The organism is Corynebacterium tapiri (genome assembly GCF_006334925.1).
Taxonomy (GTDB): Bacteria; Actinomycetota; Actinomycetes; order Mycobacteriales; family Mycobacteriaceae; genus Corynebacterium; species Corynebacterium tapiri.
This window is the reverse complement of the sequence record NZ_VDHJ01000012.1, coordinates 18,068-30,596: the sequence shown is the minus strand read 5'-3', so window position 1 is coordinate 30,596 and position 12,529 is coordinate 18,068. Positions and strand designations below refer to the sequence as shown.

At 63.5% G+C, this 12,529-nt stretch carries 9 protein-coding genes; 5 read left to right on the top strand and 4 right to left on the bottom strand.

What is annotated here, in order from left to right; all coding sequences use genetic code 11:
* Positions 1–37 precede the first annotated feature (37 nt).
* The 3 genes from FHE74_RS08930 to FHE74_RS08920 all read right to left on the bottom strand — a co-directional run bounded on the left by FHE74_RS08930 (position 38) and on the right by FHE74_RS08920 (position 6,423).
* Complete coding sequence (locus FHE74_RS08930; RefSeq protein WP_139466171.1) at positions 38–1,393, bottom strand: M20 family metallopeptidase; 1,356 nt, start codon at positions 1,391–1,393, stop codon at positions 38–40.
* 56 nt (positions 1,394–1,449) lie between these two features.
* A complete protein-coding gene (locus tag FHE74_RS08925; RefSeq protein ID WP_139466170.1) occupies positions 1,450–3,084 on the bottom strand; it encodes an AbgT family transporter in 1,635 nt (544 codons plus the stop codon).
* A gap of 114 nt (positions 3,085–3,198) precedes the next feature.
* Positions 3,199–6,423: a choice-of-anchor M domain-containing protein gene (locus FHE74_RS08920; protein WP_139466169.1), complete on the bottom strand. Its 3,225-nt coding sequence runs from the start codon at positions 6,421–6,423 to the stop codon at positions 3,199–3,201.
* 108 nt (positions 6,424–6,531) lie between these two features.
* Here FHE74_RS08920 and FHE74_RS08915 point away from each other — a divergent pair, with 108 nt between their 5' ends.
* Genes FHE74_RS08915 through FHE74_RS08895 form a run of 5 tightly spaced genes read left to right on the top strand, consistent with a single transcriptional unit; the run spans position 6,532 to position 11,500 of the window.
* Entirely contained in the window at positions 6,532–7,662 is a 1,131-nt protein-coding gene (locus FHE74_RS08915; protein ID WP_139466168.1) for a choice-of-anchor M domain-containing protein, read from the top strand.
* Positions 7,659–9,119 (top strand): anchored repeat ABC transporter, substrate-binding protein, encoded by a 1,461-nt coding sequence (locus FHE74_RS08910; protein WP_139466167.1) that lies wholly within the window; start codon positions 7,659–7,661, stop codon positions 9,117–9,119. The genes FHE74_RS08915 and FHE74_RS08910 overlap by 4 nt, the downstream gene beginning before the upstream one ends.
* The gene (locus FHE74_RS08905; protein WP_180339729.1) at positions 9,116–9,940 is read left to right on the top strand and encodes a choice-of-anchor M domain-containing protein; all 825 of its coding nucleotides are present in this window, start codon (positions 9,116–9,118) and stop codon (positions 9,938–9,940) included. The genes FHE74_RS08910 and FHE74_RS08905 overlap by 4 nt, the downstream gene beginning before the upstream one ends.
* Positions 9,933–10,661 carry an anchored repeat-type ABC transporter ATP-binding subunit gene (locus FHE74_RS08900; RefSeq protein ID WP_139466165.1) on the top strand — a complete coding sequence of 243 codons (729 nt, stop codon included), beginning with the start codon at positions 9,933–9,935 and terminating at the stop codon, positions 10,659–10,661. Before FHE74_RS08905 ends, FHE74_RS08900 begins: the two co-directional genes overlap by 8 nt.
* Positions 10,661–11,500, top strand: coding sequence for an anchored repeat-type ABC transporter permease subunit (locus FHE74_RS08895; RefSeq protein WP_139466164.1), 840 nt, complete (start codon positions 10,661–10,663; stop codon positions 11,498–11,500). The genes FHE74_RS08900 and FHE74_RS08895 overlap by 1 nt, the downstream gene beginning before the upstream one ends.
* 9 nt (positions 11,501–11,509) lie before the next feature.
* On the opposite strand, the gene FHE74_RS08890 is transcribed toward FHE74_RS08895, so the two are convergent.
* Positions 11,510–12,451, bottom strand: coding sequence for a sulfite exporter TauE/SafE family protein (locus tag FHE74_RS08890; RefSeq protein WP_139466163.1), 942 nt, complete (start codon positions 12,449–12,451; stop codon positions 11,510–11,512).
* Between the last annotated feature and the right edge of the window lie 78 nt (positions 12,452–12,529).

Genomic DNA, 12,529 nt, shown 5'->3' with positions numbered 1-12,529 from the left:
GCAGGGAGCGGGGCGCTTTCTGTGTGTCTAGGTGTGCCTAGTCCACCAGGTCCACAACCCGGCGCTTGCCACCGGCGCGCTCGAATTCTGCCTTCGCCGCAGCAAGCAGGTGCGGGTCGCACAGCGCGTCGCAGATCACCTGGGCAAGGCCCACAACCGAGTCGGACAATCCCGCTCGCGCGGAGTCTGAGTGCGCCCATCGGGCAAAGTCCTCGGTGTGCAACGCCACGTCTTCGGGGCTAATAGCCACCATGGGGTGGATGCCGGGGACAAGATAGGAGACGTTGCCAAAGTCCGTGGAGGCCGCCAACGTATCCGGAACGATTCCAGCGGGCAGAGCGGTGCGCCCGCAGGCTGACTGGGTGCGGGTCCAACGCTGAGCCAATGCCTCATTGGTTCGCACCGGCAGGGTCATCGGGTGCTCGTCCCACTCCAGTTCCACCCCAACGCCAGCCATGAGTGCGGCACCGTGGCAAATATCGGCGATGCGCGAGGACAGGTCCATTAGCGTATCCACGAGCGCCGAACGCACGTAGATATCCATCTGGGCCTCATCCGGAATCACCGAGGGACGCACGCCACCCTCGGTGATCACAGCATGCAGGCGATCTGACGGTGGCATCTGCTGACGCAACAACCCCATGCCCTGGTATGCCAGGGTCGCCGCGTCCAGGGCATTGCGTCCCATGAAGGGCTGCGAGGAGGCGTGCGCGGCCACGCCGCTGAACTTCACCTTGAGCGCGCGCCGCCCGACCCAGGCGTGGTTGGCGATGTCGTAGCTGAACGGGTGGATCATCATGGCAGCATCGATTCCCTCGAGCATGCCACCGCGGATCATGTATTCCTTGCCCGAGTGCCCCTCCTCAGCCGGGGTGCCCAAAAAGACGACGCGCCCGGACACAGCGTGGCTGCGCAATGCGCGCACCGCGGCCAGGAAGGCTCCCAGCCCGCTGGCAGCAATGATGTTGTGGCCACAGGCATGACCGATGCCGGGCAGGGCGTCGTACTCGCTCATCACCGCGATCGTCGGGTGCTGCGACTGGTCGTAATCAGCACTGGCCCATTCGCTGCGCAGAGCCGTCTGCACGCCATGCGCGCCGCGCTCCACGGAGAAGCCATGGCGCTCGAGGATCTCGGCGATCACCCCGGCCGAGCGGTGCTCGGTAAAGGCTGTCTCTGGGTGAGCGTGCAGATCCGCGGCCAGGTCTGCTAGTTCTGCGCGCAATTCCTTCTCAGCGGCCCGCACGGCGTCCCACAGGGCCGGCTGCTGCTGGTAGTCGCTGCTGCTCACCTCGGGGGGTTCCACCTGTGCCATCTTCTCGTGGATGGCCCGCGATGCGGCATCCAGGTAGGCGGTGGATGGTTCTTCCGGGGTGTGCGAGAGCTCAGACATGAAAGCGGGTGTACTCCAAGTGTGTGGTTACGGAAGGCGTCGATAAGCGACCCCAGCTACTGCGGGATCATGACTCCGACGCCGGGGCCGAGCGGAAGATCCGCATAGAACCAGATTGCCAGAAGAATCGCCCACGCGGTCCAGAACGGCACCACGAAGGGAACCAGGCGGGACATAAGAGTTCCCAGACCTGCGTTCGGCTCGTAGCGGCGCAGCAGGCCGAGAATGACGATCATGTAGGGGTTGAGCGGGGTGATCACCTGGGTGGCGGAGTCGCCGACACGGAAGGCTGCCTGGATGAAGGAGGGTTCGTAGCCGAGGAGGGCGAACATCGGCACGAATACGGAGGCCATGAGCGTCCACATCGACGAGCCGGAGATGATGAGCAGGTTGAGGCAGGACGCCAGGATCACGAAGGCCAGGATGGCCGGGAAGCCCGTCAGACCAATCGATTCGAGGAAGGCAGCACCCTTGACCGCGGAGTAGGTGCCAATGCCCGTCCACGCGAACAGCGCCACGAACTGACCCAAGATGAAGGCGAGGACGAGGAAGCTGAGCATGTCCTTCAAGGACTCGCTCATCATGTCCACCAGGTCCTTCATCGAGCGGATCGTCTTTTCCACGATGCCGTAGGCAATACCCGCCAGGGCGAAGTAGGCGCAGACGAGGAAGACGATGGAATCCAGAAGCGGGGACTTGGGCAGGAAGCCACCCGACTCACCACGCCAGGGTGATCCGCCGGGGAGTACGGCTGCCAGCACCACGATGGTGAGCAGCACCATGGCCACCAGCGATACCCGCAGCGCGCGACGCTCGCGGTCGGTGAGCTTGGCCTGCAGCTCCTCTTCTTCCGGCTCACCATCTTCCGTGGCCACCTTCTCGGTGGGAACATCGAAGCGCCACATGCGTGGCTCGAGCACCTTGTCGGTGATAAAACCGGCAAGCACACCCAGCACAACGGCGGAGGCGATGTTGAACCAGTAGTTCGACAGCGGGTTAACCTCGGTGGCCTCGAGGTTGGGCAGGGTCGCCATCACGGCGTTGGTGATGCCGGCGAACAACGCGTCCAGGCTGGTAGGCACCAAAGCCGTGGAGTAACCAGCCCCCACTGCGGCGAATCCGCCCAGCAGTCCGGCCACCGGGTGACGCCCGGCCGCCTTAAACACCATGGCAGCCAGCGGCGGGACAACCACGAAAGACGCGTCGGCCATGACAGAGGCGGTAACGCCCACCACGCCCACGGCATAGGGCAGGACCCATTTGGAGGCGTTACCGAACAGGGTGCGGATCAACGCCGCCAGCATGCCGGAGCGTTCCGCGATGCCCACAGCCAGCAGGATCGGCAGAACCGTAACGAGCGGCGGGAACCCGATGTAGTTGTCATCAATATTGGTGGTGAGCCAGGTCAGCCCCTCTCCCGTGAATAGCCCCTTAATGGCCAGTTCCTTGTCGGAGCCCGGCACGGCCACGGTCACGCCGGACCATGCCATGGCGGTGGAGATCACGCCGGTGATAAGAAATAGGCCAACAAAGAGGGTGAAAGGTTCTGGGAGCTTATTTCCCAGCCACTCCACACCGTTGAGGAACTTATCGACGATTCCCGTGCTGGCCTCGGACTCGCGCCCGCCGCCCGAAGAATTCGAGGCGTTCGAGGCAGTTGTAGCAGTCGACACTGTCAGCTGACCCTTCATGTGGAGGCAAATGTGTTCCGAAACACTCTATAGGTATTCGCCACACAACACACCCCGACCCCCACCTGAGAGGGGATCGGGGTGAATATCGCGTTTCGGAGGTGGCCCGAGGCGTTAGAGGAAGAATCGCTGGTACAGCGTGAAGCCCGAGAGCCCAACACCCACCACGGAGATCAACGCGCTCAGGGCCGTCAGCGCAATGTCCTGCCAGGTTCGCTCGGCAGATCCTGTTCCCTGCGCCTTGGTTGCGGTGCTCTTGGGCGTCTTTCCTTGCTGCTTGGCGGCTGCCGCGGGCTTCTTGGCCTTATCGTCCTTCGCTGCGGCAGCGTTTGCTGCTCCCTTGCCGCCTTGCGACGCGCCGGCAGCCTTAGCTCCTCCAGCACCGGAACCGCCAGAAGACTTGCCCGACTGGGCCGCCCCGGCCGACTGCGCGCCACCGGACTTTGCGCCGGCTCCGTCTGCCTTAGCTCCGCCCTTGGCTGCCCCAGCAGCTGCCCCGCCCGCGGCCGGGGCAGCGGGAGCCCCCTTGGCCGCGCCCGCTGCACCGGAACCCTGGCCGTCGCCATCACCCTCAACACGGAAGGTCACGGTGCGCCACTCGGTAGCGTTGCTTGGGTTGCCGTGCTCAAGTCCACGCATCTTGATGCGGTACTCACCAGGCTTAGTAAAGACCCAGTTGTTGTGCAGGTGTACTGGCTTTTCACGCACGATCGTGGAAGCCCCATCGGAGCTCGCCAGGTACTCGCTCACCCCACCAAAGCCATTGCCGGTAAACGCGAACCACCGCGCTCCATCAGGAGCACTATCTGGGGAGATCTCGATGTCCCACGCCTTACCACCGGCGTGCTCTGTGGAAAATCCTGGCCACAGGCTGTTTCCCTGCTGGACCTCCTGAACCATGTGGACCACATCGTCCGCCTTACCCAAGAAGTCCAGGCCACCGGAGACCTGGTCCTCCGTGAGTCGGTGCTCGAACTGGTCACCCACCACCATGGTCACGTCGTTGGGGTTGCGGTAGACCTTCTCCTTGGCGTGCTGGAAAGACTCGTCTCCCAGCATGAATTCCGTCTTTCCACTCCGGTCAACTGGTCCGAGGTCAATGTGCCCCTCGGAGAGTTCTACCTTCGAGCTATCGGCCGTCTTGGCAGGAGCCCCAGTGGAGTCCTTCGACTTGTTAGTCGTGGTTGGTGCCGTGCCCGTGGTCTTGTTCGACCCGGAATTGGCGGCATCCGTAGTGCCAGGCTTGGTGCCCTTCTGCTTCGTGGGACCGCTGGCAGACTCGGATCCAGAACCAGAACCGCCGCCGACAGAGAAGGTCACCGTCTCCCATTCGGTCGCGTTGCTCGGGTTGCCGTGCTCCACCGCCCGCATCTTCATGGTGTAGGTACCAGGCTTGGTAAAGGCCCAGTTGTTGTGCAGGTGAATCTGCTTGGAGCGCTCAATGGTGGAGGAGCCGTCGGAGCTGGCGAGCATTTCGCCGACCCCACCGAAGGAACTAGAGGTCCAGGCAGCCCATTGACCGCCTGAGGGCGCGGAGTCTGGTTCGATCTCGATGTCGAAGGCTTTGCCGCCGGCATGTTCGGTGGAAAAGCCCGGCCACAGGCTATTTCCCTGCTGTGTTTGGTTCAGCATGTAGATCTTGTCACCGGGCTCACCCAGGAAATCGAGTCCGGAGATCTTGGGCACCTTGGTGGCGAACTCATTGCCAACCCGCATCACCACGTCATCCGGGTCGCGGTAGACCTTGCTCTGGGAATGCTGCTGGGAATCATCACCCAGGCGGAAGGCCAGCTTCCCGTTCTCGTCCACGGGGCCAAGATCGATATGCCCCTGGGAGATCTCGACCTTATCGCTCGCCGTAGTCGTCGAGCCTTCGTTCGTCTTTCCCGACTGCGAAGGCTTCGCGGCGTTGGACTGGGCAGAACCCTCACCCTTCGAGGGCGCAGACGTGTGCGCAGTGCCCGACTCTAGTGCCAGGTCAAAGCCAGCCAGCGACCCCTTGCCGTTGCCACCGCCCGCGGTGGAGCGGGCACTCGGCACCGCCGAAGCCTCGATCTGCGCGCCTGAGCATTTTCCGTCGAGTTTTACCTTCTGGGTGCGAGCACCCGGGGCCGAGGTGAAAGCAAACTCTCCGCAGGCTTTGCCTCCCTTGCCTAGGATTCGGCCCTGGACGTGCACGGATAGGCGCTCGTCGGAAGGCTCGGCGGTGACGTCAACAACGTCACCGTGGGCCTTGCCGGAAATCTTCACCGAGGCGTCGGCGACGTCATATTCTTCCCACTCAAAGGCAGGAGGCTCATCTTGAGAGTGCGGCTCCGGGAATTCTCCCAACTCAACGGTCGAGGCGGCCTTCTTCGTGCGCTCGAAGGCAACCGGCTGGGAGTACCACCGGGCCCCCGTACTCCCGGGGACATAGACCACCTGGAAGTTGGAGGACTTCGACCCGATCATCTCGGTCCACTGAGCCTTACCGTCCTTGAGCGGAACCTCTGCGAGGTGAAAGCCGTCGATGTAGAAGACGGCGGTTCCGTTGTTCGCGGAATCTCCAGAGTCGAAGGTAAGGTCAGCCAGCTTGTCGTTCCCACTGTGGGGCGCAACGGTGAAGTTGGGGTTTTCCAGCCCTTCGCCCATGTTTGAGGCGTTAAAGGCTTCGGCGACGTCTCCGATTCCATCCTTACTGGGGCTCGTTCCACCCACCTGCCAGGACATGGTCTGCGGCTCGGAGGCGACCAGGTTTCCCTCGGTGTCTCGCGCGGTGGCCTGATAGGTCACCTCGTAGCGGCCGGGTTTGGTGAAGGTCGTCCGCGCCTGCTCATCCGCCCCAGCCCACGCAGAGCGCAGTCCAGGTTCGTGCGAGGACCACAGGCGGGTTATTCCCGCATCACCCGGGTTGGGACGCCAGACTTCCATGCGTCCAGGCCCATGAAAGTCGACGATATCCAGGGTGAATGAACCGTCGCGAAGCTGATCCGTGGGAATGTCCACGCCCGCACTGTTCGGAGCGACCGACGGGGCGCTGTAGAGCAGCGTCCCCTTATCGCCTAGGAAATCATCGCCCTTGGTGGAGCCGACCTCGTACGTGGAATTGCTCGCCTTGTCGGCGCTCCCGCTAACCCACATCACGGAGTCATCAATCTGGGAGACCTTGTCACCCTGCTCGCCCATGAGAACGAAGTTGTTGTTTTCCCAATAGGCTTTCGGAGCGGCTACGTTCCCCTCGGTCAAGACGACTTTTCCATCGTCGGGTCCGGCGTAGGCCGGTGGTGCTGCCATGGCCACAAGAACTGCCGTCGCGGTAACAGCGAAGGCCGAGGCCGACCGTGCACGCAGGGACGTCATCCCACAAACTCCTTATTGCAAACCGTTATCCTTTAAGGAGGTAACATAGCCTCCTGAAAAGCTTATTGCAATTGACTTTGCAAACCATAGTCATTAACTTTTGCGATCATGAATGCCCTCTGCCGCTTAGCCTCTACCAGCGCGCTTGCAGCGCTCATAACCGTTTCAACCCCTTCCGTCGCTAGCGCGCAGACCTTCGACTCCGGGCACATCGACGCCTTCAACGTCAACGCTCCCTCCGCAGACTCTTTGGAGCTGGCACTCAAAGAGGACATCACTGGATCCCACGTGGTTCGCGCCCCCGAGGACGTGGTCATCCGCATTCCCGATCATGCGCTGACCGACGCCACCCAATCCGTCCCCGGAGTAGAGCGCTCCACCTGGTATCTCCCCCAGACCCAGGTCGCCGATCTGCCCTGGCCGGGATGGGATACCAACGGTGTGCGCGAGAGCGGGTTCGAAGCCATTGACCTCAACTTTGTCAGCGTGGATGGCCCCGGCAATGTCTTCCTCTACCTGCAGGACACCTTCGGCAGCCCCATGCCTGCCACCACCGACGGTGGACTGTGGCTGCACTCTGGCAGCGTGATCACACAGGATCACCCCGCCCACGTGCACGCCAACTGGGGTTTTGACACCCCGGGCACCTACACCATGACGGTGAACGCGAGTGGCATAAACCCAAGTGGCGCCCTGGTTCAGTCCAACACCGCCACCTACACGTTCTCTGTCGGCGACGAGTCTGCAGAGCGAGGCGCTGCCCCCGCAGAGTCCGGCGGTGCCGCCCCCGGAGCTGCCGAGGGGTCTTCACAAGCAGGCGGCGCTGCCTCCTCCGCAGGAGGGGCGGCCCCTGCAGCATCGGGCAAGGCCGGTGACGCCCCTGGCGTTACCGGGCATGCCCCAGCCGGTCGCGCGAATTCTGCATCCGGGAAGTCGGCGAGCCCGGCGAAGGCATTCACCCCAGCTGGTGAGGCTACCTCTAATGGTCCGCTAGGCATCTCCCGCAGCACCTGGATTTTCTTTGCCGTTGCCCTCCTCCTGCTGGCAATCGGTTGCTACCTCTATTTCTTCCAGCGCCCCGGGAGCAAGCGTGCAGCCGTGGCAGCTGGTGGCAGCACGGCGATGAGCGCGGGTGGCAGCACGCCGGCTCACAAAGACATCTTCGCCCCGAACTCCACGCCTGCCCCGCCGGCAGACCCGCAGACCTCGATCTTCCCGCCCCAGGACTACCGCCGGTGAAGTACCGCGGATTAATAGCAACCGGTTGCGCCCTTGCCTTGGCCGGTTGCAGCAGTAACGCCGAGCTCCCGCAGCGTGCCGATGGGGTAACCGATGTCGTGGCCACCACCTCCATCCTCGCGGATATGGCCAAAAACGTTGCCGGAGATCGCGCCCGCGTCACCTCGCTTGTGCCTGCCGGTGCGGATCCACACTCCTATGAGCCCAGCCTGCGCGATGTCCGCGCGGTGGCCAATGCCGATGTGGTGCTCGCAAACCACTTGCTCCTCGAAGACCAATCGGTGATGAACACCGTCAACGAGGCCTCCTTGGACACGGCCCACGTGGTCAAGGTGGCGGAAACGGCGGAGCGCTACGGAGCGTCGCTCATTCCGCTGGTGGAAGACGTCACCTTGGATACCCCGTGGCTGGGTGCTCGCGTGATCGGTGACATCCCGGCCGGTGAACGCGCGGTCGACCTCGTGTTTACCGACGTCAGCGGCCCCGGCGACATGTCTGCCTTCCTCACCGGAACGTTCGGCCAGCCGCAGCCCTACGTCAATACGGCCGACGGGCTCGATTCCCGGGACCTCATTCGCCTGCCACCGAATGCCCACACCCACATGAGCTGGTCCTTCACCAAGCCCGGACGGTACGAGGCCACGGTGGAAGCTCGCGTCGGCGATCGCGTGGTAGCCCACGACGTTGTGCGCTTTGCCGTCGGCGTGGAGCCCGGGGAAGCGTCGATACGCGAAGGCCACGTGGACGTGGCGGCCGACCTCGAAGCCAATCAGGTGGGGGTGCGTACCGACGACGGCAAGCTCGTGCACGACGTCATCGAAGTGCCAGCGCGTGCCCTGCAAAACATCCCCAATGAACCCGCGTATCGGTTCATGGGGCGACCGGGCACAGAGGTCTACATCCTCCCGCAGGCGGTGCTGGGCAAGCACGTGCACGGGGAAATCGACCCCCATGCCTGGCATGACATGCGCAATGCCAAGGCATACGTGCAGGTCATCCGCGACGAGCTCATGAGCGCGGACCCTGCCGGTGCTGAGGAGTACCGCCGCAACGCCCAGGATTACCTCAACCGCATCGACGCCGTGGATGCGCAGGTCACCCACACGATCTACGAGATTCCCCGGGAACGCCGGCAGCTGGTGACTACCCACGACGGGTACGCCTACCTCGGCAAGGCCTACGAGCTCAACGTCGCGGGCTTTGTCAGTCCTAACCCTGCGGTGGAGCCCAGCGCGCGCGACGTCGTGGCGCTGACCCGCACGCTGGAAGGACTCAAAGTGCCCGCGGTCTTTCTGGAGCCCTCCGAGGCATCCCGTCCGGGAACCCTCAAGGAGATCGCGGACCAGCTGGGCGTGCGCGTGTGCACCATCCACGGTGACACGCTCGGCCCGGATGTGCCCACCTACCTCGACCTCATGACTACTAACGCCAACGAATTGAAGGAATGTCTCTCATGATTCGCACCCGCGCTCTTGCCGCTACCGCCGCTGCCCTCCTGAGCACCCTCGGCGCTCCCCTCGCCCACGCTCAGGCTGCCGATCCAGCTTTGCAGCAGCAGGTCGATGCCAACGAAGCTGTCTCCGAAGGAGAGCGCGTAGTCATTGGCGCTGGCCACGTTGACCTGGGCCCGGTTATCGACGAGTCGGGCAACCTCAAGCTCATGGCCCGCGACGATACCTCCGCTACCCCGGTGTGGCGCGATGCCTCGGACATCGTCTTTGAGGTGGGTGACGCCGCCCAGCTCACCCTCCCGGAGGACGACGCCTACAAGTTCACCGGCGCCGGCCCCGGAGAGACCGCCTGGGTCCTTCCGCAAACCGAGATCGCCGACGTCCCCTGGCTGGGCTGGAACACCCAGTCCCCCAGCATCGCGGACGCTAAGGGAGCCACGCTGACGCTGAAGGAGCACCGCGGCAGCGGAGTCCACTCTCTGTTCCTGCAAAACGGTGGCTTCGGGGACGCAGACGTTTTGTGGACCACTAACAAGCCCGACTCGGTGTGGGCAGAGGTCAATACCCACACCCACGCCAACTGGACCTTTAGCCAGCCCGGATCCCAGGCACTGGTCGTTGAGGTGGCAGTCGACATGCCCGATGGATCAAAGAAAACGGCCCAGGACACGCTGCACTTTGCAGTCGGTCAGCCCGCTAGCGAGTACGTGGAGCCCACCGAGGTGGTCACGCCCAAGGGCGGCGACTGGTTGATGTGGGCCATCGTTGGCGGCGCCGTGGTGCTAGGACTGCTCATTGTAATCCTGGTGGTGCGCCGTCGTGGCTAATCTCCATGCCCACCTAGAGTCCGTCACCTTGTCGGGTCGTCGGGTTCTCCACGACATTGACCTGGATCTCGCACAGGGAACCTTCGCCGGCCTGCTCGGACCCAACGGAGCGGGTAAGACGACCCTGTTGCGCTCTATCCTGGGCCTCATTCCCGTTACCGGCGAGGTCCGCCTGGGTGAGGCCACCGGGCGAGGCCTGCGCAAGGCCACCGGTTATGTACCCCAGCGCCACCAGGTCGCCTGGGACTTCCCCATCTCGGTCGAACGCTGCGTGCTGCACGGACGCACCGACCTGCATGGTTGGTTTAGCCGATTCGGGGCGGAGGACTTCCACGCCGGCGATGAGGCCATCGAGCTGGCAGACCTGCAGGACCTGCGCACCCGCCCCATCGCCGAGCTCTCCGGCGGGCAGCGCCAACGCGTCCTGGTGGCTCGAGCTCTCGCTCGCCAGCCACGCCTGCTCATCCTTGACGAGCCCTTTACCGGAGTGGACGTTCCCACGGCGGAAAACCTGCTTCGCCTCTTCCGCCAGCTCGCCAACAGCGGAGTCACCGTCTTAATGAGCTCACACAACCTCGGCGAGACCGTCGATACCGTCGACGAGGTTCTCCTCCTCAACCGCACCCTGATCACCGGAGATCTGCGCACCACCGAGCCGTGGATCCGCGCCTTCGGGGTCAACGAACATTCACCGCTACTACGTACCGTGGGGGTGGCATAGTGCTGACCGTCGCTCAGTTCATTCAAGACCTGTCTAACCCGGCGCTGGGCTTCTTGCCGCGCGCCTTGATCGCTGCCGTGATTGCGGCGATTACGTGCGCGGTCGTCGGCACGTTCGTCGTCCTGCGCTCCATGGCCTTTATCGGTGACGCCGTAGCTCACGCAGTTTTCCCTGGCGTGGCTATCGCCTTTGCGCTGCATGCGTCTGTGCTCCTGGGAGGCGCCATCGCCGGAGCCGCAGTCGCTATCGGCGTGGCCTTAGGGTCGCAACGCCGAAGGGTGAAAGAGGACTCACTCATAGGCGTGTTCTTCGCTGCGGCCTTCGCACTCGGCATGGTGGTGATCTCCCGCGTGGAGGGTTATACCGCGTCTCTCACGTCCTTCCTCTTTGGCTCGCTGACCGGTGTCTCGCGCACTCACGTGATCACCTCACTGGTCGTCGGTGCGCTGGTCATCGCGCTCATGGTGATCTTCCTGCGCCCGATGACCAACGTGGCTCTCGACGCAGAGACTGCCCGCGCCATGAACATCCCGGTCGCGCTTTTCGACGTCCTGTTGTACCTGTGCGTCACCGCTGCCGTGGTGATTTCGGTGCAGTCGGTCGGCAACATCTTGGTGCTGGCACTGCTGATCACACCGGCTGCCACCGCTCGATTGATGACCAATAGCTTGCCCACGATGATGATGCTCGCCGCCATCATCGGTGCCCTGTCCTCTGTACTGGGGCTCTACCTGTCCTGGGCCATCGATCTGCCTGCTGGCGCCACGATCGTGCTCACGATCACCGCGGTCTTTGTGGTGGTCTGGGCATTCTTTGGCCAGCGCCGGGCGCGCTCTTAGGCGCCCACACTAAACCTGAGCCGCGGAGGTCTGCGCAAGCTCCCTCTGCGGCTCACTGCGCTCTGGCTGGTGGCGCTCCAGCTCCTGCTTATTGCGCCGAGCTCGCCTGGCGCCCAGCACCGCGGCTGCTCCACCGACCAGCAGGATGGCTACGCGCAGTCCCCACAGCCAGGTGCCCGACCAGCCCAAGGCGGCGAACACCGTGGGCACGTTGAGGAAGACGAGCAGGGTACCCACAATGCCGCCCAGCGCCACGGGATTGAGTCGGCTGACCAGCCAGGCGGCAATAGGCGCAGCAATTGCCCCGCCAATTAGCAGTGCGATGACCGCCGTGACATTGGCGACCAGGTCGTGCCACAAGCCCAGGACAAACCCGGCAGTGGCCGCAGCGGATACCAAAAACTCTGCAGTGTTGACCGTGCCCACGATTCGGCGAGGCTCAGAACGCCCCAGTGACAGCAACGTAGAGGTGGTCACTGGCCCCCAGCCACCACCGCCGGAGGCGTCGACAAAGCCGCCGCCGAGCCCGAGAATCGCCAGGAACCCCGTGGAATGCGGACGCGGGCGGAGCTGACGCTGCACCTTTCCCCGGGAGAACCTGACCACCAGGCTCACTCCGATGAGCCCCAAGATCAGTGAGGTGAGCGGCTTGGCGGACTCGGTGGACAAAGACGACAACACCGTCGCTCCCAGGAAGGCACCCACGGCGCCGGGGACGCCGATCTTGAGCACGACTTTCCAATCCACGTTGCCGAAGCGCCAGTGGCTAAGACCGCTGACCAGCGTGGTTCCTACCTCAGCAGTGTGCACCACAGCGCTAGCGGTTGCCGGGGTGAGAGCCGCCAGGGTGATCAGGATGGTGGTCGAGGTCGCACCGAAGCCCATGCCCAATCCACCATCAACCAGCTGGGCAGCCAAACCTGCGATGGCAATGAAGATGAGTGTGCGCATGAGCTAATTCTTCCCGTCAAGTACTAATCGGTCTGCAATTAGTGAACCATTCTGTCTACTCTAGTTCGAGTTTTATAT